Source organism: Neorhizobium sp. T25_13 (assembly GCF_002968675.1).
Taxonomy (GTDB): Bacteria; Pseudomonadota; Alphaproteobacteria; order Rhizobiales; family Rhizobiaceae; genus Neorhizobium; species Neorhizobium tomejilense.
Map to the genome: position 1 here is coordinate 359861 of NZ_PVBI01000003.1, position 24688 is coordinate 384548.

Below are 24688 nucleotides of genomic sequence, written 5' to 3' on the forward strand. Positions count from 1 at the left end.
TAAGTGAGGGACTATCCATGTATATCGCGATGAACCGATTCCGCGTCGTGCCGGGCTATGAAGAAGCGTTCGAGGCCATCTGGCGCGGTCGCCAGGGCCGCCTCGCGGAGCTGCCCGGTTATGTCGAATTCCACATGCTCAAAGGCCCCAAGGCTGAAGATCACACCCTCTACGCATCCCATACCCTCTGGGAAACCTTCGAGGACTTTCAGGCCTGGACGAAATCGGAACAGTTCCGCGCCGCCCATGCCAAGGCCGGCGAGAACCGCGGCAAGGTGGAATATCTATCGGGCCCGCATTTCGAAGGTTTCGAAGTGATCATTCACGAAGACAAGAACGGCGTGCGCGCCGACATAGCAGCCTGAGGCTCCTGATGAACGCCGTTTCCGAAATCAAGCCGGACCGTCGCGAACGGGCACTCGCCGCGTTGGCGGAGAAGCCCGACGGCGTCGTCGAGGCGATCGCCGCCAAGGCTGACGTGACGCCCGCCGAAATCCTCGAAATCCTGCCGAAGGGTGCGGCGGTCATCGCCGACAAGGAGAGGTTCGCGGATATCTGGGCCGAGATGACCACCTGGGGCGAAGTCCTGTTCATCGTCCATACCGAAGACATCGTGCTGGAAGCCGAAGGCAGCCTGCCGATGGGTTCGGAAGGCCATGGCTGGTTCAACATCCACGGCGACAGCCCGATCGGCGGTCACATCAAGAAGGAGAACTGCGCCTCCGTGACCTTCGTCGACCGCGCCTTCCACGGCCGCCGCTCCTGCTCGGTCTGGTTCATGAATGCCAAGGGTTCGGCGATGTTCAAGGTGTTCGTCAAACGGGATGCCGCGCGCGAACTGATCGCCGAGCAGCTTCAGAAGTTCGAAGCACTGCGCGACAGTTACGCCTGAGCGATGGCGGCTCCGTGAGTTTTGGTGATTCGGGCGAAAAATAACCGTCCGAATCACTTGCCGGGCGGAACCTTTCGTTTTCCCCTGCATTGGAGGGCGTGGCAGGGCTTGCGGAGTGGGTTGGCTGCGTGATGATCGTTTAGCCAAGTGCCGCCCTTGAAGGTGGTTGTCATGAGAAAGAGGCGCCGCCGCGCCCATAGGCGGACCGATCGCTTGTGAGAGGCAAGCGATCTTTTAGCGGCGCGGCGCGCTTCAACGATCTTCAGGTCTCATCGGGCCTGAAAGCTGCCTAGAGGGCCGGCACCCATTTCCAGAAAACGCCTTCCATCCGCTCGGGATAATATTTAAATTCGCATTCGAAGCGGCGGCCATAGGCCTCGGCCGCCTTCAGGGCCGCCTCGCTCACCGGCTTCATGCCCGTTCTGGGCGCAAACCAGTCTTCCATCAGATCATCCGGAATATAGACGCCGATCCTCAGTGGCAGGGCGGTCAGCGTTGCATCGAGTTCTTCAGGCGGCATGGCTCTTCTTCCTCCACGAAAAGGCGGCGCTCCGAAGAACGTCCGTCTTTCCGGGAAGTTCCGGTCTCGGACCGGCAGCCCCGTTCGGGCGTCGGGCAAATCGGCATCCGTCAGTGGTGAGCGGCGTGATCCGGCTTGCCCTTGCGCTTGGTCGAGGCGAAATCCTCGAGCTGCTTTTCGCTCATGGATTTCTCCATGCCCTTCGAAGCGCCCTTGAGTTCGCTCTTCTTCATGTCGCCGCGTTTCGCGGCAAGTGCTGCACCGGCCGCCTTCTGCTGTGCTTTGGATTTCGCTGGCATATCTGCCTCCTGTTATACTTCTCATCCAACACCGCAGGCTCATGCTTGGTTCCCTGCCCGGCGGAACCTCTCCGGCATCGGCGTGTTCTGGATGGAGAGGACGTTGCCGCGACAGGCTAGAATTTGATGAAAGGAACATCCCATGGACGCCGAACGCAAGATCGACAACGACAAGGAAGCTGAACGCTTTGAAACGGATGGCCGGGAGCGTGCCGAAGACGCGCTTCACGCGCAGATGGACATGACCAACCAGGAGGCGGTCAAGGAAGCCTCTCGTCTCGGCGCCGGGGACACCTACATGGTGGAAACCGATCTCGAAGACCTCGACGAACGTGAGGACTTGGACCAGCCGGACGGCCGTCCCAACCCCATGGCCAATGCCGACAATCCCGAACGCTGACGCCCCTCCCACATCTCGCAAACAATTCGAAGCGGAACCTCCGGGCATGCCCGGGTGTTCCTCTGCGCGAGTTGAAGATTTGATGCGCGAGTTGAAGATTTGGAGATTCTCGATGAATGCTGAAGCGAATGCCGCGCAGAACCTGCCGAGGGAGAAGGCCACCCATCCGGTCGACACCATGCCGGGAATGGAGGTGAAGGCTGCGCCGACGCTTGCCGACGCGGATTCCGAAGCTTTTGTCGCCGAGGCGGTCGAGGACCTCGCCAACTGCCATATCCCGTTCCTGCTGGCCGGCACGTTTGCCATCAGCGCCTATACGGGTATCACCCGGCAGACGAAGGATCTCGACATCTTCTGCAAGGCCGGCGACTACGCCCGCATCCTCGCCCACTTCAAGGAGAAGGGTTATCATATCGAGGTGGAGGACGACCGCTGGCTCGGCAAGGTGAAGAAGGGCCGGCATTTCTTCGATGTCATCTTCGCCGCGTCGAACGGCACCATGCCGATCAGCGATGCGTGGTTCGAAAACGCCCGCCAGATCGAGATGAACGGCCACAAGGTGCGCATCATCGCGCCGACCGAGCTCATCTGGTCGAAATGTTTCGTGCAGCTCCGCCACCGCTATGACGGCGGCGATATCGTCCATATGATCCTGCGCGCCCATGACCAGATCGATTGGGAACGGCTGCTGAGCCATATGGAAGTGCATTGGGAGGTGCTGCTGATCCACCTCCTGAATTTTCGCTGGATCTACCCGACCGAGCGCGACAAGGTCCCCGACTGGCTTCTGGACGAATTGCTCGACCGCCTGAAGGCGCAGCGCGAACTGCCGCTGCCGCAGATGAAGATCTGCCGCGGCCGCATGTTCAGTCGCGTGGATTTCGAGATCGACGTCAAGGAATGGGGTTTCGCCGATGTCGGCGGCGAAGGTGACCTTCGCGACGGCGTCGAAGAGGAAATGGCCCAAGGAGGCTTAGCGTGAGCAAAGCGACAGACGCGAAGAGCGACACCGCCCAGACGGAAACAAAAAAGGCCGACACGACCAAGGCATCCACGAAGAAGGCGAACGGCAAGCAGCGGATCGCCGCGATGGGCGACCTGCACATCAAGGAGCACGGCTCGGCGTCCTACAGGGAACTCTTCAGCGAGATCTCGCAAGCCGCCGATATCCTGGTCCTGACCGGCGATCTGACCGATCTCGGCAAACCGAAGGAGGCGGAAATATTGGCCGCCGACCTGCGCTCCTGCTCGATCCCGATCGTCGGCGTGCTCGGCAATCACGATTACGAATGCGGCTGCGTCGAGGAGGTCACCCATATCCTGAAAGATGCCGGCATCCACCTGCTGGAAGGCGAGGCCGTCGAGATCAATGGCGTGGGCTTTGCAGGTGCCAAAGGTTTCGCAGGCGGTTTCGGCCGCCACATGCTCGGGTCCTTTGGCGAGCCGGCCATCAAGGCGATGGTCACCGAAAGCGTCGAGGAAACCATGCGGCTCGAAAACGCGCTGCGCCAGGTTCGTTCGGAGCGGGCCATGGTCATTCTGCACTACGCGCCGATCCGCGAGACCGTGATTGGCGAGCCGGAGGAAATCTATCCGTTTCTCGGCTCGTCGCGCCTTGCCGAAACCATCGACCGTTTCCCGGTCTCTGCCGTGGTCCACGGCCATGCCCATCGCGGCACCTATCATGGAAAGACACCCGGCGGCGCCCCGGTCTACAATGTCGCCTCGCATATCGAGAAGCCTACGGGCAAACCGTATGCGCTGCTGGAATTGTAAGGACCATCTTTGTTGAGATAGCCCCTCATCCGGCTGCCGCCACCTTCTCCCCGTCTGACGGGGAGAAGGGATATGACGCGCCCTCTGCGCCAATCAACGTGGGCTCGGGCAATACCGGAGATAGAGGGAAAACGGCGCCGCGGATTTCCTTCTCCCCGCGAGCGGGGAGAAGGTGCCCGACAGGGCGGATGAGGGGCAAACCCTTCGCTTCACATATGCAGCGCATGCCCCAGTGCCTTCATCGCCGCCTCCGCAAGAGCTTCGGACTGGGTCGGATGCGCATGGATCGTGCCAGCGATATCTTCCAGCCGCGCGCCCATCTCGATCGCCAGCCCGAAGGCAGCCGAGAGTTCGGAGATGCCAGCCCCGACCGCCTGGATGCCGAGCACAAGGTGGTTGTCCGCCCGCGCCACGATGCGGACAAACCCTTCCTCCGCCGATAGCGTCATCGCCCTTCCGTTGGCGGCGAACGGAAACTGCCCGACCTTGATCTCGCGGCCCTGCGCCTTCGCCTCCTCCGGCGACAGGCCCACGGAAACGATTTCCGGATCGGTGAAGCAGACGGCGGCGATGGCCCGCTTGTCCCAGGAACGGCGCTTGCCGGAGACGATCTCGGCCACCATCTCGCCCTGCGCCATTGCCCGGTGCGCCAGCATCGGCTCGCCGGTCACGTCGCCCACCGCATAGATGCCGCGCATCGAGGTGCGGCACTGCTCGTCGACCTTCAGGAACCGGCCATCCATGTCGAGTTCCAGCTCCTCGCGGCCCCAGCCATCGGTCACCGGCTTTCGTCCGACCGTGACGAGGATCTTGTCGGCCGCGATGCGTTTCTCCTCGCCGGCACCGGTCTCCGCCAGCAGCGCCCCTCCGTTCGAAGACAGGCCCTTGACCTTGGTGCCGAGCAGGACCTCGACGCCCAAAGCCGCGAGCCGCTTGGCGACCGGCTGGGTAAGCTGCGTATCATAGAGCGGCAGGATGCGGTCGAGCGCTTCGACGATCGTCACCTTCGCTCCAAGCTTGGCAAACGCGATCCCAAGTTCGAGGCCGATATACCCGGCGCCGACCACCGCAAGCCTCTCCGGCACCTCGGTCAGGGACAGTGCACCGGTCGAGGAAATGACCTTGCCCCCGAACGGCAGCATCGGCAACTCGACCGGCGCCGAACCGGTGGCGATGACGATGTTTTCGGCGCGGATGACCTGCTCGCCCGTTTCGGTTTCCACCGCGACGGTCTTGCCGTCCCGAAACTTCGCCCGGCCAACCACGATCTTGACGCCGGCCTTTTTCAGGAGACCGGCAACGCCCAGCGTCAGCCGGCCGGTAATGCCGTCCTTCCAGGCCATGGTTTTGGCAAGATCGATAACCGGGTTGTCGGTGCGGATGCCCATCGCATTTTTGCCGGCCGCCATTGCGATGGTCTTCGCAAAATCGTCGGCCGCGTGGATGATCGCCTTGGAGGGAATGCAGCCGATGTTGAGGCAGGTGCCGCCCGGTTTCGCCATTTCGACGATGACCGTATCGATCCCCAACTGGCCGGCCCGGATGGCGCAGACATAGCCTCCCGGACCGGCCCCGAGGACGAGGAGCTTGCAGGTGATCTCTTTCATTGTTCTTCTCTCACCTCACTCCTCGACGAAGATTAGCGCCGGCGTTTCCATCAGCGCCTTCAAGCGCTGTACGAATGTCGCGGCATCCCAGCCGTCGATCACCCGGTGATCGAAGCTGGAGGACAGGTTCATCATCTTGCGCGGCACGAACTGCGCCCCGTCCCAATGCGGCCGGACGGCAAGCTTGTTGACGCCGATGATCGCCACTTCCGGATGGTTGATGACCGGCGTCGAAACGATGCCGCCCATGGCGCCGAGCGAACTGATGGTGATCGTCGAGCCGGACAGTTCCTCGCGCAGCGCGGTACCGTTCTTGGCGGCATCGCTTAGCCGGGCCACTTCCCGGGCGCAGTCGAAGATGTCGCGCGCTTCCGCATGTTTGACCACCGGCACGACGAGGCCCGACGGCGTCTGCGCCGCAATGCCGATATGCACGCCGCCATATTGACGGATGATGCCGGCCTCGTCGTCGTAAAGCGCATTAATGCCCGGCTGTTCGCCGATCGCCTTGACCATCGCCCGCATCAGGAAGGGCAGGATGGTGAGTTTCGGCCGGCCCGGCTTCTGGGTGCCGTTCATGCGGGTCCGCAGCTCTTCCAGCGCGGTCATGTCGACCTCCTCCACATAGGTGATGTGGGGGATGCGGGATTTCGACAGCGCCATCTTTTCGGCGATGCGGCGGCGCAGGCCGACGACCTTGACCTCCTGAACCGCCTTGTTCGGCTGCAGCCCGGCAGCGACACCGCCGCCGCCCTGGCTGTCGAGGAACAGATCCAGATCCTCATGCGTAATGCGGCCGGCCGGGCCGGTGCCCGGCACCTGCCGAAGATCGATGCCCGCCTCCTTCGCCCGAAGACGGACGGCCGGCGGCGCAAGCGGCTTTTCTCCCTCGGCACGGGGGGCACCGACATTCCTCGGAGCAGATGAAGCCGCCGGCCTCTGAGAAATAACCTCCGGAGCAGGCTTCGGCCTTTCCACTACCGGCTCGGACTGCTTCTGCGGTTCGACGGACAAGGCTTCGGGCTGGGACAGCGGAAGCTCGATCTCCGGCTCCTCCTCACCGTCGTTGCCCTCGCCCACGATCCTGATCTTGAGGATGACGGTGCCGGTTGCAATGATGTCGCCGATCTCGCCGTGCCGAAAGGTCACCTCGCCTTCCACGGGCGATGGGATTTCGACCGTCGCCTTGCCGGTCATCACGGCCGCGAGCACCATGTCCTCGCGGACCAGGTCACCGACGTCGACGTGCCATTCGACCAGTTCCGCTTCCGCGACGCCTTCGCCGACGTCCGGCAGCTTGATGAGTTTTTCCGCCATGTCTCAGGCCTCCATCATGTCGCGCAGCGCCCGGCCAACGCGGGCCGGGCCCGGGAAATAATCCCATTCCTGCGCATGCGGGTAAGGCGTATCCCAGCCGGCGACCCGGGTGACCGGGGCTTCGAGGTTGTAGAAACAATGCTCCTGCACCAGCGCCGCCAGTTCCGCGCCAAAGCCGGAGGTGAGCGTCGCCTCGTGGACCACCATGCAGCGGCCGGTTTTCTTCACCGAAGTGACGATGGTATCGAGGTCGAGCGGCATCAGGGTGCGCAGGTCGATCACTTCGGCGTCGATACCGGTCTCCTCGGCTGTCGCCTCGGCCACATGCACCATCGTGCCATAGGCGAGCACGGTCACCGCAGAACCCGGCCGCCGCACCACCGCCTTGCCGAGCGGAACGACATAGTGCTCGGCCGGTACCTCGCCGAGCGGATGACCGGCCCAGGACGTCACCGGCCGATCGTGATGACCGTCGAACGGGCCGTTATAGAGCCGCTTCGGTTCGAGGAAGATCACCGGGTCGGGATTTTCGATCGAGGCGATCAGCAGGCCCTTGGCGTCATAAGGGTTGGACGGCACCACCACCTGCAGGCCGCAGACATGCGTGAACAGCGCCTCCGGGCTCTGGCTGTGCGTCTGACCCCCAAAGATGCCCCCGCCGGTCGGCATCCGCACGGTTATGCCGCAGGTGAAGTCGCCGTTGGAACGATAGCGCAGCCGCGCAGCCTCCTGGGTCAGCTGGTCGTAGGCGGGATACATGTAATCGGCGAACTGGATCTCGACGCAGGGTTTCAGCCCGTAGGCCGCCATGCCGATCGCCACGCCGACGATGCCGGATTCGTTGATCGGCGCATCGAAGCAGCGCGTCTTGCCGTATTTCTGCTGGAGGCCCTGGGTGCCACGGAAGACGCCTCCGAAATAACCGACATCCTCGCCGAACACGACCACGTCGTCGTCGCGCTCCATGGAGACATCCATGGCGCTACGGATCGCCTCGATCATCGTCATGCGCGGCATGGGCGGGCCTCCCGGAAAAGGTTGGCATCGAGATCGGAGGAAGCAAGACCCCTCCTGGCCTGCCGGCCATCTCCCCCACAAGGGGGGAGATAACTCGTGGCACCGCCCCATTTTACATCAGGCGACAGCGAGGCCGGGTTAGCCCCTCCCCCTTGTGGGGAGGGGTTGGGGAGGGGTCTTTCAAGATTAAAAACAATCATCATCACACCCCCGCCTGCTGCCGCTGCCGCTTCAGGTGCGGCGGCATTTCGGCATAGACGCCTTCGAACATGTCCCGCATCGACGGCCTGCCGCCGGAATGCAGCGTGCCGTGGCGCTCCGCCTCCTTCTGGGCAGCGACGACCGTGTCGCGGATTTCCGCTTCCATCTGGCGATGGCGCTCCTCGCTCCAGGTGCCGATGCGGATCAGGTGGTTCTTCAACCGGATGACCGGATCGCCCAGCGGCCAGGCCTCGGACTCCTCCTTCGGGCGATAGGCGGACGGATCGTCGGAGGTGGAATGCGCGCCGACGCGATAGGTGACGTATTCGACCAGCGTCGGGCCGATATTGCGCCGGGCCCGCTCTGCCGCCCACTTGGCAACCGCGTGCACGGCGAGATAGTCGTTGCCGTCGACGCGCAGCGACGGCAGGCCGTAACCGAGGCCGCGGGCCGCAAAGGTGCCGGATCCGCCGCGGGCGACGCCCTGGAAGGTCGAGATGGCCCACTGGTTGTTGACGACATTGAGGACGACAGGCGCCCGGTAGGTGGACGCAAAGACCAGTGCCGAATGAAAATCCGACTCCGCCGTCGACCCGTCGCCGATCCAGGCCGCGGCGATCTTCGTGTCGTTCTTGATCGCCGACGCCATGGCCCAGCCGACGGCCTGGACATATTGCGTGGCGAGATTGCCCGAGATCGTGAAGAAGCCGTAGTCCTTTGCCGAATACATGATCGGCAGCTGCCGCCCCTTCAAGGGATCGGCGTCGTTGGAATAGATCTGGTTCATCATCTCGACCATCGGATAGCCGCCGGCGATCAGCAGGCCGGCCTGACGATAAGTCGGAAAGTTCATGTCGCCGGGGAGAAGCGCCTTGCGGAAGGCGCAGGAGACCGCCTCCTCGCCGAGATGCTGCATGTAGAAGGACGTCTTGCCCTGCCGCTGCGCCATCAGCATGCGGCTGTCGAAGACGCGCAGCAGCATCATGTGCTTGAGGCCCTCCATCAGTTCCTCGTCGGTCAGCGACCCGGCCCAGGGACCGACCGCCTCGCCCTCGCGGTCGAGCACGCGAATGATCGAATAGGCGAGGTCGCGGATCTCCTTCGGATCGACATCCACCTCCGGCCGCCGAACCGAACCGGCCTTCGGGATCGGCACATTGGAGAAATCCGGCTTGCCGCCCGGCCGCACTTCCGGCTCCGGCACATGCAGGCTCAGTCTCTGTCCATCCGTCATTCGTTTCTCCTCCCAAAGAACCGGTCAAAATCAGTCGTTCAACGCGGCGCCATCCTGAGCGCTCCGTCGAGACGGATCACTTCACCGTTCAGCATCGGGTTTTCGATAATGTCGCGCACCAGCCGGGCGAATTCCGCCGGGCGCCCGAGCCGCGGCGGAAACGGCACCGACTTACCCAGCGAGGCACGCACCTCGTCGGAAAATCCGGCCATCATCGGCGTTTCGAAAATGCCGGGCGCGATCGTCATCATGCGGATACCGTCGCGGGCCAGCTCGCGGGCGATCGGCAGCGTCATGCCGGCCACCGCCGCCTTGGAGGCGGAATAGGCGGCTTGGCCGATCTGCCCGTCATAGGCAGCAACCGAGGCCGTGGCGACAAGCACGCCACGCTCGCCCTCCTCGTTCGGCTTGGCTCTCGCAATCGCCTGCGCCACCAGCCGGATCACGTTGAACGTGCCAATCGTGTTGATCTCCAGCGCGCGGGCAAAACTTTCGAGCGCATGGACGCCTTCCCTGCCGAGCACCTTTTCCGACGGCGCGATGCCGGCGCAGCAGACGGCGCCCCGGATCGGTCCGTTGGCGGCCTCCGCCTTGGTAACCGCATTTTCGACCGCCTCACCGCTTCGCACATCCGTCTTCACGAAGATCGTGCCCTTGCCGAGTTCCTCCGCTCTTGCCCGACCGCTCGTCTCGTCGAGGTCGAGCAAAGCCACGCAACCGCCGGCTTCGACAAGCATTTTAGCTGTCGCGAGCCCAAGGCCGGAAGCGGCACCGGTCACCAGAAAATTTCCGCCTTCGATCCGCATCCCGTCCTCCTCAGTTCGCCAGGCCGCGGGCGATAATGATCTTCTGGATGTCGGACGTGCCCTCGTAGATCTGGCAGACGCGGACATCGCGATAGATGCGCTCGACAGGGAAATCGGAGATATAACCGTAGCCACCGAGCGTCTGGATCGCCGCCGAGCAGACCTTTTCAGCCATTTCGGAGGCGAACAGCTTAGCCATGCAGGCTTCGTCGAGGCAGGGTTCGCCGCGATCCTTCAGCCGCGCCGCATGCAGCACGAGCTGCCGCGCTGCCTCGATCTGGGTTTTCGCATCCGCCAGCCGGAAGGCGACCGCCTGGTGCTCGAGCAGCAGCTTCCCGAATGTCTTGCGCTCCTTGGCGTAGGTGAGCGCCACATCGAACGCCGCCTGCGCCATGCCGACGCATTGCGCGGCGATGCCGATCCGGCCCGCCTCCAGCCCCGACAGCGCGATCTTCAAACCGGCGCCTTCGGCCCCGATCCGCTGGCTTTCCGGAATGCGCAGGTTGTCGAACATCAGCGCCGCGGTATCGGACGCCTTCTGGCCGAGCTTGTCCTCGATCTTGGAAATCGAAAATCCGGGCACATCCGTCGAGGTGACGAAGGCGGAGATGCCGCGTTTTCCGGCGCTCGGATCGGTAACCGCAAAGATGATCACCGTGCCGGCGATCTTGCCGGACGTGATGAACATCTTCGAGCCGTTGACGACATAGTCGCTGCCGTCCTTCGTCGCCCGGGTTCGGATTGCCGCGGCGTCCGAGCCGGTATCGGCCTCGGTCAGCGCGAAGGCGCCGATATGACGGCCTTCGGCGAGCGGCCTGAGAAACCGTTCCTTCTGCTCGTTGGAAGCATGCATATCGAGGAGGGAGCAGACTGGCGAATTGTGGACGCTGACCAGCGTCGAGACCGCGCCGTCGCCGGCAGCTATCTCCATCAGCGCGCAGGCATAAGCGACATAGGAACAGCCGACGCCGCCCCATTCCTCCGCCGTGCGCATGCCGAGAAACCCGAGTTCGCCGAGTTGTTTCAGAACGTCCGGCTCGATCGCATGCGACTTGTCGCGCGCAGCAGCTCCGGGTTTCAGCAACTCCCGGGAAAACTCCGCGGCAGTCGAGCGGATAAGCTCTTCTTCCTCAGTCAGCATGCACTGATCTCCTCCCCGAAACCGTCTGCATGAGTACTAAATTAGGACCGAACCGGGCCCGCGACTACTCCTTTGAACTTGTTATTTGTTACTCTCGCGCGCAATTTTATTGCGCCTATGCCCCACAATGGAACTCGAAGCCTCTTCGGCCGTTTGCCGGTCTCTCTCAACCAGGGGCTGGTCAGCATGCCGAAATCGAATGCCGTCACCGAGTTTCGCGCGTTTCCAAAGACATGGGGAGCCGAATATGTCGCCGCCGGCGAGGTGCGGTTCCGGCTCTGGGCACCCGGCCAGGAGACCGTGACGCTGAGGCTGAACGGCGAAGATACCGAGATGAGCCGCAGCGACGACGGCTGGTTCGAGCTGCTCGCCACCGGCATCACCCCCGGCGCCGAATATGCCTATGTCCTCGCCGATGGCATGGTCGTGCCCGATCCCGCCTCACGCGGCCAGAAGGACAGCGTCAACGGCCCGTCGCTGGTGATCGACCCGACCAGCTACACCTGGCAGCATCCGGAATGGCAGGGCCGGCCCTGGGAAGAAACGGTCGTCTACGAAATCCATATCGGCACGTTTACGGAAGCAGGCACATTCCGCGCCGCGATCGACAAGCTGCCCTATCTCGCAGACCTCGGCATCACCATGATCGAGGTCATGCCGGTCGCCCATTTCGGCGGGAACCGCGGCTGGGGTTATGACGGCGTGCTCCTCTATGCGCCTCATGCCGCCTACGGTCCGCCTGAGGATTTCAAGGCCTTCATCGATGCCGCCCACGGTCATGGGCTGACGGTGGTTCTCGATATCGTGCTCAACCATTTCGGCCCGGAGGGCAATTATCTGCCGCTTCTGGCGCCCGCCTTCTTCCACAGGCAAAAGATGACGCCCTGGGGCGCCGCAATCGCCTATGACGTCGAGCCGGTGCGGCGCTACATCATGGAATGCGCGCTCTACTGGCTGGAGGAGTTCCATCTCGACGGATTGCGTTTCGACGCCATCGACCAGATTAACGACCCGTCCGAAAAACATGTGCTGATCGAGATCGCCGAGCGCATCCGCGCCGAAATCCCCGAGCGCGCCATCCACCTGACCACGGAGGACAGCCGCAACGTCACCTTCCTGCATCCACGAGACGAGGATGGCAAGGCGCGGCTCTTCACCGCCGAGTGGAACGACGACCTTCACAACGCCGTCCATGTCTTCGCGACCGACGAGACGCATGCCTATTACAAGGACTTCGCCAAGGAGCCGGAAAAGCTGGTGGCGCGGGTGCTGGCGGAAGGTTTCGCCTACCAGGGCGAGGTCTCGCCGCAGACCGGTAAAAAGCGCGGCGTGTCCAGCCTCGATCAGCCGCCGGTCGCCTTCGTGGATTTCATCCAGAACCACGACCAGGTCGGCAACCGCGCCCAGGGCGAGAGGCTGATCGAGCTTGCCGGTCCCGACAAGGTGAAGGCGCTGCTCGCCATGCTTCTTCTCTCGCCGCATATCCCGCTTCTCTTCATGGGCGAAGAATATGGCGAGACCAACCCCTTCCTGTTCTTCACCGATTTCCATGGCGAGCTTGCCAAGGCCGTGCGGGACGGGCGCCGCAAGGAGTTTGAAGGGCATGCGGGCCACGAGGGAGAGACCGTTCCCGATCCGAATGCCAGAAAGACCTTCGACGTCTGCAGGCTCGACTGGAAGAGGCTGGAATCGGCGGACGGCAACGACTGGCTGGAGTTTACCAGGACGTTGCTGAAGCTGCGGCGGGACATCGTGATGCCCCTGCTCGGCTCCGCAGGCGGTCGCTCCGGCAAGGTGCTGATGACGGACAAGGACTTCCTGGCGGTCTCCTGGGTCTTCCCGAAAGGCACGCTTTCGATGGCGCTCAACCTCAGTGAAAAGGCGCAGGCGCTGCCGGACATGCCCGGCAGGGTGATCTTTGCGTGGCCGGAACAGGGGAAGGACCTGCCGCCCAATTCCGTGCTCGTCGGTTTCGAAGCAGTCGGAGACGCCGCATGATGATCCCGACCGCCACCTATCGCATTCAGTTCCGCAACGGCATGACCTTCAATCGCGTAAGCGGACTGGTGCCTTATCTGAAGCGGCTCGGCATCAGCCACCTCTACGCCTCACCCATCTTCACCGCCACGACCGGCTCCACCCACGGCTACGACGTCACCGACGCCAATGAGATAGACCCGGCGATCGGTGGTCGGGACGGTTTCGAACGCATGGTGAAGGCGTTGAAGGCCGAGGGCCTCGGCCTGATCCTCGATATCGTCCCGAACCACATGGCCGCGTCGCTGGAAAATCCCTGGTGGCGCGATGTCGTCGAAAACGGCGAGAACAGCCGATATGCCGGCCATTTCGATATCGACTGGAAGATGAGCCTGACGCTGCCCTTCCTCGGCGATACGTTCGAGAAGATGCTGGAAGTCGGGGAGATTTCCCTCAAAGCCGATCCGAAAACCGGCAAACCCGCCTTGGTCTATTACGACACGTTTTATCCGCTGGTACCGGCGAGTTACGCCGGCCGCGAGACGGAAGCGCTGAAGATCACCGATCGCGCCGCGATTGCCAGGCTGCACGACCAGCAGCCCTACCGGCTGATGTCTTGGCGGGATGCACCGCGCGAACTCTCCTATCGCCGCTTCTTCGAGATTACCGGGCTTGCCGGCGTGCGGGTCGAGGATGGCGCCGTATTTGACGATACCCACCGGCTGATCCTCGAACTCGTCCGTGACGGCAAAATTGACGGCCTGCGCGTAGACCACGTCGACGGCCTCGCCGACCCGAAGGGCTATCTCGAACGCCTGCGGCAGGAGGCCGGGCCGGATTGTTACATCACCGTCGAAAAGATCCTCGGAGAAGGCGAACAGATCCCGGCAGACTGGCCGACCTCCGGCACGACCGGCTATGAGTTCATCGCAGCCCTCAGCGACGCCCTGGTCGACGGCCGCAAGCTGGACGAACTGCGCAGCGCCTACGAAAAGATCACCGGCCAACCGGTCGACATGGAAGCCGAACTGCGGGCCGCAAAGCTCCTGATGGCCGACAACAATTTCGCCGGCGAGGTTTCGACGCTGCTGAATATCGCCATGCAGATCCAGCCTACGGAGAACCGCGAATCCGCTCTGTCGGAGGCGGCGGTGAAGTCGGCGCTGCGGGAACTGCTCGTCGCTTTCCCGGTCTACCGCACCTACGGCACGTGGGAGGGCATTCCACCCGAAGGTCGGGAGATGCTGGCGAAAGTTCTGGCCAAGGTGCGCAACGGCCCGAACCCGCCGGACGACGCGGCGCTCGCCTTCGTGGAACGGATCCTGATCGGCGATGTCGAGCAGGCCGCAGCGAGCAGCGCGTCGATCTTCCGCACCCGTTTCCAGCAGCTCACCGGCCCGCTGATGGCGAAATCCGTGGAAGATACGCTGTTCTTCCGGCAGCATATGGCGCTGGCGCTCAACGAGGTCGGTGCCGAGCCCCTGCCCCGCAGCTTCTCGCTCGATCGCTTCCACGCGGAAATGCAGGTGCGGCTGGAAAGGCAACCCGACGCCCTTTCTGGCACCTCGACCCACGATACCAAGCGCGGCGAGGATGCCCGCGCCCGGCTTTATGCGATCACCGAGGCCCCTGATCTGTGGACCGATGGCGTGGATCGCTGGCGCAGGATCAACGGGCAAGCAGTCCGCGCGCTGGACGACGGACCCGCTCCGGAACCTGCGGTCGAATGGATGCTCTACCAGGCGCTCGCCGGCGCCTGGCCGAACGATCTCCACACCGAAGACGCGGCAGGCCTCAAGGCGCTGGAGACGCGTTTCCTCGGCTATGTCGAAAAGGCACTGCGCGAGGCGAAGCTGCGCACCAACTGGGGCGATCCAAATGAGACCTACGAGAAGGCCGTCCTGGAGTACGCCCGCACGCTTCTGTCGCCCAACAACCAGGCCTTTCTGGCAGACTTCACCGATACCTTGCGCCCCTTCATCCGAGCAGGCCTGGTGAACAGCGTCACCCAGACGATCATCAAGCTGACGGCGCCGGGCGTACCCGACATCTACCAGGGCAGCGAAGGCCTCGACCTCAGCCTCGTCGATCCGGACAACCGCCGCGAGCCGGATTTCGACACGCTGCAGCAACGGTTGACGGAGAAGGAAAAGCTTGCCTCCACCGAGGAGGACGAATGGCAGAGCGGTCGGCTAAAACAGCATGTCATTGCCACCCTGCTGCGCGTTCGCCAGGAGGCGCCGACCTTGTTCCGGCGGGGGGAATATCTGCCGCTCGGAGCGTCGGGCAAGCGCGCCGACAACGTCATAGCCTTCGCCCGCGCCGACATGGACGACGCCTTCATCGTCATCGCCCCGCGGCTGGTGTTCAGTGCGCTGCATGCGGGCCTCGCCCCGTCCCGGTCCGAACGCTGGGCGGAAACGGAGATAACCCTGCCCGAAAGGCTGGGGCACCGCCGATATCGCGATGTCTGCACCGGCAAGGTCGTCGATCCCAAGGATCGCATCGCCGTCAACTGGGCGTTCGGCGACCACCCCTTCGTGCTCCTGCTGGCGGAATAGTGCAGCTACGTCAAAGAGCCTCACAAGGAAAAGGCGCCGATCCTAAAACGGACGGCGCCTTTTCGATATCCTTCAGTCTTGCTTCTCACCGATCAGCCTATGCCGATGAAGGACAGGACGGCGAGAACGATAACGACGGCTCCAACGAGCCATACGATGCTGTTCATGACTGTCTCCTTTTCAGTTCGCTACAGGTGGAAGCAAGGCTTCCGTTTGATTCCATTCAATAAATCAAGCAAACCCAACGAGATTCAGAACGGCGATGACGATGACGACCGCGCCGACCAACCAAACGATGCTGTTCATGACTTTCTCCTTTTGATGTCGTGAAATTGAACGGCGACAGGCGTAAAAGGTTCCGGTGAAACATGGCTGGAACAAACGCGCCTGGCGTGGGTTGAACGAGCGTCAAGCGGGGCCTTGCCCCGCCAAAAGGGTGGGGCAATATGGCCGACGAAATTTTGAAGAACGACATGACGGGCGGAGAAACAAAACCACCACGCGTCGTCATCGTCGGCGCCGGTTTCGGCGGGCTTGCGACGGCCGGAGCGCTCGGCAACAGCCCCATCGACGTGACGGTCATCGATCGGCGCAACCACAATCTTTTCCAGCCGCTGCTCTATCAGGTCGCGACCGCCGCACTGTCTCCCGCCGACATATCGGAACCGATCCGCCGCACGCTCGGGCGCTTCAAGAACATCAACGTCATGCTGGCGGAAGTTACCGGCGTCGATGCGGCTGCCAAGACCGTGATGCTCGATAACGGCACCTCGGTCCCTTACGACCGTCTCGTCATCGCCACCGGCTCGGACTACAACTATTTCGGCCATGACGACTGGCGCGCCTGGGCCCCGGGCTTGAAGACCATCCACGAAGCAAGGCTGATCCGCCAACGCCTGCTGCTCGCCTTCGAGAAGGCAGAGCTGTCCCATGACCCGGAAGAAAAAAAGGCGCTGCTCACCAGCGTCATCATCGGCGGCGGTCCGACCGGCGTCGAAATGGCCGGCGCGATCGCCGAGCTCGGCCACTTCATGATCACCCGCGATTTCCGCAAGCTCGAGCCGGATCACATGCGGGTCATCCTCATCGAAGCCGGCCCGAAGATCCTCGCCACCTTTCCCGACAACCTCACCCAATACGCCCTGAAGGCCCTGGAAAAGGCCGGCGTCGAGGTGATGACCAATCTGGCCGTCGAATCCGTCACCAAGGACGAGGTCATCGCCGGCTCGCAGCGTTTCCGCACCAGCTGCGTCATCTGGGGTGCGGGTGTCAAAGCCTCGCCAGCAGCCAGATGGCTCGGCATCGAAGGCAAGGCGGGAGGGCGCATTCCGGTCGAACCGGACCTCTCGATCACCGGCTTTCCGGATATCTTTGCGATCGGCGACACGGCACTGGGGCTTGCGGAGGACGGCAAGCCGCTGCCGGCACTCGCCCAGGTCGCCAAGCAGCAGGGACAATATCTCGGCAAGGCGCTGCGGGCGAGACTGATGGACGGCAAGGCGCCCCAGCCTTTCCGGTTCCACAATCGTGGCAATACCGCCGTCATCGGCCGCGATGCCGCGATCTTCGATTTTGGCAAATGGACGCTCAAAGGTCGGGTCGCCTGGTTCCTCTGGGCGCTCGTCCATGTCTACCTGCTCGTCAATTTTGAAAAACGCCTGCTGGTTAGCGTACAATGGATCTGGCGTTACCTGACCCAGCAGCGCGGAGCGCGGCTGATCGATGAAAACGCCGCAACCTCGGTTCCGTCTTCCACGCAAAGGACAGAGACATGAACACCGCCAATCCGCAGCTCGAAGGCCTCTATCTCGCCGTTGCCGCAATCAACCGGCTTCTGGTCGAGAAGGGTGTCGTCTCCCATGCCGACATTCAGAGCGCCCTGCAGGCGGCCGAACGCACCGTGCTTGACGAGGACAAGCCGCTCGCCGTGTCGACGTCCCATCAGAAGGCGATCGCCTTTCCGATCCGGCTCCTGCTCCTGGCAAACGAGGCGAGCGAGCAAGGCACCAAATTCTGTTTCGAGGATCTGGCCCGGGAAGTCGGCCGCCGCACCTGAGAAAGCGTACCCGCCAAACATGAACGGCGGCGTGGAGCCCACGCCGCCGCTGTTTTCGTGGGAGGAGAGCTTAACTACAGGATGGGCTTGCCGCCGGTGACGGCGATCGTGGTGCCGGAAACGTAGCTGGAGAGCGGATCGGCGAGCATCACATAGGCCGTCGCAAGCTCGGCCGGCTGGCCGGGACGTTTCATCGGCACCTGCTTGCCGAATTCCTTCACCCGGTCTTCCGGCATGGTGGAGGGGATGAGCGGCGTCCAGATCGGCCCGGGCGCGACCGCATTGGCGCGTATCCCCTTTTCGGCCAGCAGCTGTGCGAGACCTGCCGTGAAATTCTGGATCGCGCCCTTGGTGGTCGCATAGGCAAGCAGCGTCGGGTTCGGAGTGTCGGAATTGATCGAGGCCGTGTTGATGATGGCGCTACCCGGCTTCATGTGGGGAACTGCCGCCTTGGTGAGATAGAACATCGCATGGATGTTGACCTGGAAGGTCAGTTCCCATTCTTCGTCGCTGATGTCGCCGATGTCGGAAAACGTCGCCTGATGAGCGGCGTTGTTGACGAGGATATCGATCCCGCCGAACTCCTGGACCGCCTTGTCGATGATTGCCCGGCAATGCGCCGCGGTCTTGATATCGCCCGGCACCAGCACCGCTTTGCGGCCGGCCTCCTCGACCAAACGTTTGGTATCCTCGGCATCCTCGTCTTCGTCCAGATAGGAAATCAAGAGATCGGCGCCCTCGCGCGCATAGGCGATCGCCACCGCCCGGCCGATGCCGCTGTCGCCGCCGGTGATCACCGCCTTCTTGCCGGCCAGCCGGCCGGAACCGCGGTAGGAAAGCTCGCCGTGATCGGGCACCGGATCCATGCGCCCGGTAAAGCCCGGCATCGGCTGCTGCTGTTCGGGAAACGGCGGAGTGGGATACTGGGCCATCAAGATCTTCCTTGTTGTCGAGGTCGCGAACTGATCGCCCCAACTGGCCTCGTCTGGAGATGTTCCCAATCAAATTGAACAATCAAAAAAGGAGAAAACGCGACGCGACCCCACCTTCCGGCTCACGCCCCAGGGGTGATTGCTCCGTCGCCGCGCCGCAGGCGCTTCAGCTGATTGACGATCCGGAGCGAGCTTGCGGCCCGTGCCGCAGAGGAATCCGAGCTCTTCGACAGTATCCGCAACATGTCCTCCGCCTCGTCCGCAGAGATGGTGCCCCGGGCGGCCAGACCGTCGATCAGCATGAGCATCGCCCCCTCGACCGCGAGCGACCGTCGGCGCGTTTCCATTTCGATTTCATCGGCATCGGACATTGCAGGCTCCTTGAACTGTCACCTGCCGAATGGTTTGGGGAGAAGATTGTTCCTCATCATCCTGCCCCGTCTTATCCTATCGCCAAGTCAGCCGCCGTTCTGTGAGTCATTTGGCGGTGACGGGCTTTTGTCGACCTTGCCGGGGCCTGCCTTGTAAAAATACTGGCTCGCGACCAGCCAGCCCTTCAACGGCCGCATCGGCGCAAGGCAGGTGAGGAGCAGGAAAGGCAGCGAGATCAGCAGATGCACCCAGAATGGCGGCTGGAAACTGGTCTCGATCCAGACCGCAAGCGCAATGCTCGGAATGCAGCCGAAGCACATGACGAAAAAGGCGGGACCGTCTCCCGGATCGGCGAAGGAATAATCGAGGCCGCAAACCTCGCAGGCCGGCCGCATCGACAGGAACCCGTTGAACAGATGTCCCTGGCCGCAACGCGGGCAACGGCCGCGCGGGCCGGTGCTATAGGGAGGAAGCGGCGCCCAATTCGCGTCATGGGACATGGAAATCTGCCTTTCGTGACAGGAGACAAAATGTGCTTTCCAGATATTTATCCGGCAGACCTCTATAACAAGCCGTTCCCTGCCGGGCGCAATCTCGGCTTTTGAGGTTCGGCACGAAACTTCTGTCATCGATCTATGGCAGGCAGCTTCAAAACAATAGTCTGGCATCGATCGAATCGCTGCCCTTCACCTTAGACGGTATTTCATGGCTTCAGAATTTTCAGGCCTCGGCATCGCCCATCAGGGCCGTTTCACCCGGCTGAAGTGGCATCGCCTGCGCCGCAGCTTCAAGGACCCGCTGTTTTCCGCCGGCGTCATGGCAGAGGGTTTTCGCCTCGGAGCATCGAGCGAACTCGATCTGCGCGTTCGCGCCGATGGCGGTTTTGTCGTGCTGCACGACGACGAACTCGAAGGTGAAACCACCGGCCACGGCCTCATCCGTGAGGCTTTGCCCGAAACCATCCGCGGCCTGACGCTTTTGCAGGGTGGCCATCCGCCGATCCTCAGCGAGGATCTCGCGACGATGCTTCAAACAGCGCATCCGGACGCCCTGCTGCAGTTCGACATGAAGGATGGGTTTGAGGCGATCGGCGCACGCGGCATGGATCATCTCGCGGATCATTTCGGCAATGCCGGCTCCTCGATCATCGTCAGCGGCGCCGATCTCGATCTTGTCGTCGCCATCAAGCAGAGACTGCCGGGCCTCAAGCGCGGCATCGACCCGACCGGCAAGCTCATCGAGATCCATCGCCATCAGGGCCTCAAGGCCGTCGAGACGGATCTTCGCGCCGATATCGCCGGCCCGACCGAGCCGGACACCATCTATCTCGCCTGGCAGCTGGTGTTGCAGGCGGCCAAGGACGGGCTCGACTTGATCGGCCTCTGCCACGATGCCGACCGGCTGGTGGATGCCTGGACCTTCAATCTCAAGAACCCGGACGCCGGGTTCGACGAGGCCGAAGCCCGCAGCTTCTCCGCCCTGATGGAGCTGAAGCCGGATCAGATCACCACCGACGAACCGGTCGCGACCGAGCGTGCCTGGGCGGCCATCTCCGCTTGACGTTCATCAATCGTCGAACCCGAACGGATCGCGAAACACCCGCCGGTTGACCAGCTTGAGACTGCGGTCCGGCTGGATGATGTAATTTTCCTCGACCCGCTGGCCGAGTTCGTTGCGGAACTCGTGCGGCACGACGCTGCCGATCGGCGCCTTGGTGAGCTTGGTGCGCGGCTGGCCGCCATAGGTGATGCTGCCGGGGATCGGCCGGATGCCCGGACCGATGTCGAGTGCGCCGGTGGTTCCGCCGCCGTCCGTGCTGCAGCCGGCAAGCGCGATCACGAGACCGACGGTGGCGATAATGTTTCTCATGGGCTGATCCTTCCCGATGTCCCGCTGACGCGGTGGACTCACTGAACTTCGCGAATATGCGGGAAGTTCCATGCCATGAACCGAACCGATAAATCCTCTACCCATTGCCAAAATATCCGATACATCTGTCGCCCGCCAGTAACGGAATGAGGAGAATGACTGCCGTGACGAAATCCTTTGGAGCGATGTCGATCGCCGAGCTTTCCGCGCTCATCCAGATGGGCAGGGTTGATCCGATCGAGGTCACGGAATCGGTCCTCTCAGGTATCAAGGCCTACCCCGACAAGGCCGTGTTCATCTCGCTTCTCGAGGACCGCGCTATGGCGGAAGCGCTGGCATCCTCGAAGCGCATGAAGGAAGGCCGTTCCCTCGGCCTGCTCGATGGCATCCCGATCGCCTGGAAGGACCTCTTCGACATCGAGGGGCTGGCGACCACCGCCGGCTCGAAAGTCCTGAAGAAGGCCGCTCCCGCTGCGAAGGACGCAGCGATCGTCGACCTGCTGAAACAGGCCGGCATGGTCGCGATCGGCCGCACCAACATGAGCGAATTCGCCTTTTCCGGCATCGGCATCAATCCGAATTACGGCACGCCGCACAATCCGCATGGCAAGGATGCGCCGCGCATTCCCGGCGGCTCGTCCTCCGGTTCCGGCGTCGCGGTCGCGGCCGGCCTCGTGCCCGTCGCGATGGGCACAGATACCGGCGGCTCGATCCGCATTCCGGCCGGTTTCAACGGCATCGTCGGTTACAAGGCGACCCGCGGCCGTTATGCGATGAACGGCGTCTATCCGCTGGCGACCAGCCTCGATTCGCTCGGCCCGCTCTGCCGGACGGTACAGGATGCGGTCTGGGTGGATGCGGCTATGCGCGGGCTCGCAGCATCGCAGACGGCCCGCCAACCGGCGCGACTCCTCGATATCGTCATCCCCACCAATATCGTCCTTGACGGCGCCGAGCCGGGCGTGGTGGCCGCCTTCGAAGCGGCGATCGAGCGGCTGGCAAAGGCCGGAGCCAGGATCACCCGCCTCGCCTTCCCGACCTTCGAAGAACTCCCGAAGCTGATGGCGAAATACGGGCCGATGGTGACCGCCGAAGCCTTCGCCCTGCATCGGGAAAAGCTGTCGGGGCCGGATGCGGAGGAGATGGACCACCGTGTCGTCGCCCGCACCCGCCTCGGCGAAAAGACCAGCCTATCCGATTATATCGCCATCGTCGAAAACCGCGCCCGGATGATCGCCGAAACCGAGGCGCTGATCGGCGACCGCTTCGTCGCCATGCCATCGGTCGCCCATGTGGCGCCGCCGATAGCACCGCTCGAAAAGGACGACGAGCTGTTCTTCGCCACCAACGGCAAGACGCTGCGCAATACCGGTTTCGGCAACTTCCTCGACTGGTGCGGCGTCTCCATCCCCTGCGGCAGCGGCGATGCCGACATGCCGGTCGGCTTCCTCCTGTCGGCCAATGCCAATTGCGATGAAACACTGCTGCAGGCCGCGATGGCGCATGAGGAAATCATCCGAGGGTAGGAATGCTGGAGCCGGATCGGCCCCAGCAGACATCGCCGTCTCGGCAAAGCCGGCAAAACGTGCCAAGCGCGCCGCATGGAAGAGTTGTCTCCCTGCGCAGCTAACTAAGGAACCGTTTCCCCGTAACCGGGACCGCGGCGGTTGCCTTTTGCTTGTTCCAATATCCTCGAGAGCCTAGCCTCTCCCCTGGATTTTGAGGAAAGCGGCGCACCATGCAACTCGATTTGAACGGCAAGACGGCATTGATCACGGGCGGCTCCAAAGGCATCGGCCTCGCCTGCGCCCAATCTCTCCTGTCCGAAGGCGTGCGCGTCGTCATCTGTTCGCGTTCCCAAGCGAATATCGACGCGGCTCTGGCAAAACTGCCCGGCGCGATCGGCTTTGCGGCCGATCTGATATCGGAAAACGAGGCGCTGTCGCTCGTCGACAAGATCGAAGCAGACGTGGGAGCGCTGGATATTCTCGTCAATTGCGCGGGAGCAGCAAGACGCACGCCGCCCCAGGACCTCAGCCCGGCTCACTGGCGTGCCGCGATGGACGCCAAATATTTCTCCTACATCAATGTCATCGATCCGGTGGTCAAACGGATGGCGGCCCGGCGGACGGGTGTGATCGTCAATGTCATCGGCGGCGGCGGCAAGGTCGCCTCGCCGATCCACCTTCCGGGCGGGGCCGCCAACGCGGCGCTGATGCTGGCGACCGTCGGCCTGGCAAACGCCTACGCTGCCAGCGGGTTGCGCATCGTCGGCATCAATCCCGGCAATACCGAAACGGAGCGGGTAACCGAGGGCCTTCGGGCAGAGGCGGCACTCCACGGCATCAGCGAGCAGGCGGCGCTTGAAAAGATGGTCCAGCGCATCCCCCTCGGCCGCATGGCAACGCCCGACGAGATCGCCCACGTCGTCACCTTCCTGAGTTCGTCGAAGGCAAGCTACGTCACCGGAGTCGTGATCGGCATGGACGGCGCCCTCAACCCGATCGTCGTCTGACGGAACCTCTCGGACCCGGGCCGGCATGCGCCACGCGGCGCCTCCCACTCATTTCCCTATTTCAGCCATTAGAGATGCAGGTCGATAACATGAGCAGCAATTCCGAGTTCCTCTGGTATATCCCCAACGACGTCAAAGCCGGCCATCGCGGCGATTCCTCCGCCGAGAACCACAACAGCCTGGAGACGCTGACCAGCCACGCCAAGGCGCTGGAGGCGCACGGCTGGAAGGGCGCGCTCGTCGGCACCGGCTGGGGTCGGCCGGATACGTTCACCATCGCAACCGCCCTTGCCGCCCGCACCACCACCTTCGAGCCGCTGATCGCCATCCGCCCCGGTTATTGGCGGCCGGCGAACTTCGCCTCGGCCGCGGCAACGCTCGATCATCTGAGCGGCGGTCGGGTGCGGATCAACATCGTCTCGGGTCAGGACAACCTCGCCGCCTATGGCGACAGCGAGGGCGATCAGGCGCATCGTTATGCCCGCACCAGGGAATTCATGCGGCTGGTCCGCCGGCTGTGGACCGAGGAGAACGTCACGTTCAAGGGCGAGCATTTCCAGGTCACCAGCTCCACGATCGAGCCCCGCCTCCAACCCCGCGGCGACCGCAAGCACCCGAAACTCTATTTCGGCGGCGCTTCCGAAGCCGCCGAGCAGGTGGCCGCGACGGAAGCCGATATCCAGCTTTTCTGGGGCGAGCCCCTCGACGGCGTGCGGGAGAGGATCGAACGGCTGAAGGCGCTGAGCAGGCAGCTCGACCGCGACCTTCCTCCGCTTCAATTCGGGCTGCGGATCACCACCCTCGTCCGCGACACGACCGAACAGGCTTGGGCTGATGCCGAGGCGAAGGTCGCCGAGATGGCCAAGGGCAAGGCCGGCAACTGGAACGACCACGGAAAGCCGGTCGCCGTCGGCCAGCGCCGGCTGCTCGAACTGCACGAGCGCGGCGACGTCCTCGACGACAACCTTTACACGGCGCCTGGAAAATTCGGCGGTGGTGGTGCCGGCACCACCTGGCTCGTCGGCTCAGCGGAAGACGTCGCCCGTTCGCTGCGCAAGTACGAGGATCTCGGCATCACCCATTTCGTGCTCTCCGACACGCCTTATCTCCAGGAGATCAAGCGGCAGGGCGACCAGCTACTTCCGCTTTTGCGCGGTTGAAGCGGAACAGCGGTCGACCACGAGAAGCAGCCGGCC

General features: G+C 63.1%; 26 protein-coding genes. 14 read left to right on the forward strand and 12 right to left on the reverse strand.

Annotated features, from left to right (window positions below; all coding sequences use genetic code 11):
• The first annotated feature begins 17 nt into the window (after nt 1-17).
• Complete coding sequence (locus C5J22_RS08840) at nt 18-365, forward strand: antibiotic biosynthesis monooxygenase (protein ID WP_105437936.1); 348 nt, start codon at nt 18-20, stop codon at nt 363-365.
• An 8-nt stretch (nt 366-373) separates the two neighbouring features.
• Nucleotides 374-892 carry a heme utilization cystosolic carrier protein HutX gene (hutX, locus tag C5J22_RS08845; RefSeq protein WP_105437937.1) on the forward strand — a complete coding sequence of 173 codons (519 nt, stop codon included), beginning with the start codon at nt 374-376 and terminating at the stop codon, nt 890-892.
• A 289-nt stretch (nt 893-1181) separates the two neighbouring features.
• On the opposite strand, the gene C5J22_RS08850 is transcribed toward hutX, so the two are convergent.
• Together C5J22_RS08850 and C5J22_RS08855 are read right to left on the reverse strand one after the other, a co-directional pair.
• Nucleotides 1182-1412: a hypothetical protein gene (locus C5J22_RS08850; protein ID WP_105437938.1), complete on the reverse strand. Its 231-nt coding sequence runs from the start codon at nt 1410-1412 to the stop codon at nt 1182-1184.
• Between the two features lie 110 nt (nt 1413-1522).
• Nucleotides 1523-1711 carry a DUF3008 family protein gene (locus C5J22_RS08855; RefSeq protein ID WP_038544703.1) on the reverse strand — a complete coding sequence of 63 codons (189 nt, stop codon included), beginning with the start codon at nt 1709-1711 and terminating at the stop codon, nt 1523-1525.
• Between the two features lie 142 nt (nt 1712-1853).
• Between C5J22_RS08855 and C5J22_RS08860 the strand changes: the two genes are divergently transcribed.
• From C5J22_RS08860 to C5J22_RS08870, 3 genes are all read left to right on the forward strand, one after another.
• Entirely contained in the window at nt 1854-2111 is a 258-nt protein-coding gene (locus C5J22_RS08860; protein WP_105437939.1) for a hypothetical protein, read from the forward strand.
• A gap of 112 nt (nt 2112-2223) precedes the next feature.
• A complete protein-coding gene (locus C5J22_RS08865; protein WP_245440326.1) occupies nt 2224-3093 on the forward strand; it encodes a nucleotidyltransferase family protein in 870 nt (289 codons plus the stop codon).
• A 107-nt stretch (nt 3094-3200) separates the two neighbouring features.
• Nucleotides 3201-3887, forward strand: a complete 687-nt coding sequence (locus tag C5J22_RS08870; RefSeq protein WP_105400896.1) for a metallophosphoesterase — start codon at nt 3201-3203, stop codon at nt 3885-3887.
• A 209-nt stretch (nt 3888-4096) separates the two neighbouring features.
• On the opposite strand, the gene lpdA is transcribed toward C5J22_RS08870, so the two are convergent.
• The 6 genes from lpdA to C5J22_RS08900 all read right to left on the reverse strand — a co-directional run bounded on the left by lpdA (nt 4097) and on the right by C5J22_RS08900 (nt 11210).
• A complete protein-coding gene (gene lpdA / locus C5J22_RS08875; RefSeq protein ID WP_105437940.1) occupies nt 4097-5494 on the reverse strand; it encodes a dihydrolipoyl dehydrogenase in 1398 nt (465 codons plus the stop codon).
• A 15-nt stretch (nt 5495-5509) separates the two neighbouring features.
• Complete coding sequence (locus tag C5J22_RS08880; RefSeq protein WP_105437941.1) at nt 5510-6811, reverse strand: dihydrolipoamide acetyltransferase family protein; 1302 nt, start codon at nt 6809-6811, stop codon at nt 5510-5512.
• Between the two features lie 3 nt (nt 6812-6814).
• A complete protein-coding gene (locus C5J22_RS08885; RefSeq protein ID WP_046635010.1) occupies nt 6815-7828 on the reverse strand; it encodes an alpha-ketoacid dehydrogenase subunit beta in 1014 nt (337 codons plus the stop codon).
• Between the two features lie 202 nt (nt 7829-8030).
• Nucleotides 8031-9263 (reverse strand): 3-methyl-2-oxobutanoate dehydrogenase (2-methylpropanoyl-transferring) subunit alpha, encoded by a 1233-nt coding sequence (locus C5J22_RS08890; RefSeq protein ID WP_105400286.1) that lies wholly within the window; start codon nt 9261-9263, stop codon nt 8031-8033.
• Between the two features lie 38 nt (nt 9264-9301).
• Nucleotides 9302-10069, reverse strand: coding sequence for an SDR family NAD(P)-dependent oxidoreductase (locus C5J22_RS08895; protein ID WP_105437942.1), 768 nt, complete (start codon nt 10067-10069; stop codon nt 9302-9304).
• Between the two features lie 10 nt (nt 10070-10079).
• Nucleotides 10080-11210, reverse strand: a complete 1131-nt coding sequence (locus C5J22_RS08900) for an acyl-CoA dehydrogenase family protein (RefSeq protein ID WP_105437943.1) — start codon at nt 11208-11210, stop codon at nt 10080-10082.
• A 186-nt stretch (nt 11211-11396) separates the two neighbouring features.
• On the opposite strand from C5J22_RS08900, the gene treZ reads away from it, so the two are divergent.
• The 5 genes from treZ (at nt 11397) to C5J22_RS08925 (ending at nt 17804) form a co-directional block, all read left to right on the forward strand.
• Nucleotides 11397-13208 (forward strand): malto-oligosyltrehalose trehalohydrolase, encoded by a 1812-nt coding sequence (treZ, locus tag C5J22_RS08905; protein ID WP_105438126.1) that lies wholly within the window; start codon nt 11397-11399, stop codon nt 13206-13208.
• The gene (gene treY, locus C5J22_RS08910) at nt 13205-15748 is read left to right on the forward strand and encodes a malto-oligosyltrehalose synthase (protein ID WP_105437944.1); all 2544 of its coding nucleotides are present in this window, start codon (nt 13205-13207) and stop codon (nt 15746-15748) included. Before treZ ends, treY begins: the two co-directional genes overlap by 4 nt.
• A 156-nt stretch (nt 15749-15904) precedes the next feature.
• Entirely contained in the window at nt 15905-16078 is a 174-nt protein-coding gene (locus C5J22_RS08915; RefSeq protein WP_172729913.1) for a hypothetical protein, read from the forward strand.
• Nucleotides 16079-16194: 116 nt separating this feature from the next.
• Nucleotides 16195-17523: an NAD(P)/FAD-dependent oxidoreductase gene (locus tag C5J22_RS08920; protein WP_245440327.1), complete on the forward strand. Its 1329-nt coding sequence runs from the start codon at nt 16195-16197 to the stop codon at nt 17521-17523.
• Nucleotides 17520-17804 (forward strand): hypothetical protein, encoded by a 285-nt coding sequence (locus C5J22_RS08925; RefSeq protein ID WP_105437945.1) that lies wholly within the window; start codon nt 17520-17522, stop codon nt 17802-17804. Before C5J22_RS08920 ends, C5J22_RS08925 begins: the two co-directional genes overlap by 4 nt.
• A 74-nt stretch (nt 17805-17878) precedes the next feature.
• On the opposite strand, the gene C5J22_RS08930 is transcribed toward C5J22_RS08925, so the two are convergent.
• From C5J22_RS08930 to C5J22_RS08940, 3 genes are all read right to left on the reverse strand, one after another.
• Nucleotides 17879-18736 carry an SDR family oxidoreductase gene (locus tag C5J22_RS08930; RefSeq protein ID WP_105437946.1) on the reverse strand — a complete coding sequence of 286 codons (858 nt, stop codon included), beginning with the start codon at nt 18734-18736 and terminating at the stop codon, nt 17879-17881.
• 122 nt (nt 18737-18858) lie between these two features.
• Nucleotides 18859-19107 carry a hypothetical protein gene (locus C5J22_RS08935; RefSeq protein ID WP_038589101.1) on the reverse strand — a complete coding sequence of 83 codons (249 nt, stop codon included), beginning with the start codon at nt 19105-19107 and terminating at the stop codon, nt 18859-18861.
• A gap of 87 nt (nt 19108-19194) precedes the next feature.
• Entirely contained in the window at nt 19195-19608 is a 414-nt protein-coding gene (locus C5J22_RS08940; protein WP_105427168.1) for a DUF983 domain-containing protein, read from the reverse strand.
• A gap of 205 nt (nt 19609-19813) precedes the next feature.
• Here C5J22_RS08940 and C5J22_RS08945 point away from each other — a divergent pair, with 205 nt between their 5' ends.
• Complete coding sequence (locus tag C5J22_RS08945) at nt 19814-20668, forward strand: glycerophosphodiester phosphodiesterase (RefSeq protein WP_105437947.1); 855 nt, start codon at nt 19814-19816, stop codon at nt 20666-20668.
• Between the two features lie 6 nt (nt 20669-20674).
• Here C5J22_RS08945 and C5J22_RS08950 read toward each other — a convergent pair whose 3' ends face one another.
• Nucleotides 20675-20977 (reverse strand): hypothetical protein, encoded by a 303-nt coding sequence (locus C5J22_RS08950; protein ID WP_105400277.1) that lies wholly within the window; start codon nt 20975-20977, stop codon nt 20675-20677.
• Nucleotides 20978-21141: 164 nt separating this feature from the next.
• Here C5J22_RS08950 and C5J22_RS08955 point away from each other — a divergent pair, with 164 nt between their 5' ends.
• The 3 genes from C5J22_RS08955 to C5J22_RS08965 all read left to right on the forward strand — a co-directional run bounded on the left by C5J22_RS08955 (nt 21142) and on the right by C5J22_RS08965 (nt 24652).
• Entirely contained in the window at nt 21142-22503 is a 1362-nt protein-coding gene (locus tag C5J22_RS08955; protein ID WP_105438128.1) for an amidase, read from the forward strand.
• 212 nt (nt 22504-22715) lie between these two features.
• A complete protein-coding gene (locus C5J22_RS08960; RefSeq protein ID WP_105437948.1) occupies nt 22716-23492 on the forward strand; it encodes an SDR family NAD(P)-dependent oxidoreductase in 777 nt (258 codons plus the stop codon).
• An 89-nt stretch (nt 23493-23581) separates the two neighbouring features.
• Nucleotides 23582-24652 carry an LLM class flavin-dependent oxidoreductase gene (locus C5J22_RS08965; RefSeq protein WP_105438129.1) on the forward strand — a complete coding sequence of 357 codons (1071 nt, stop codon included), beginning with the start codon at nt 23582-23584 and terminating at the stop codon, nt 24650-24652.
• Nucleotides 24653-24688 lie beyond the last annotated feature (36 nt).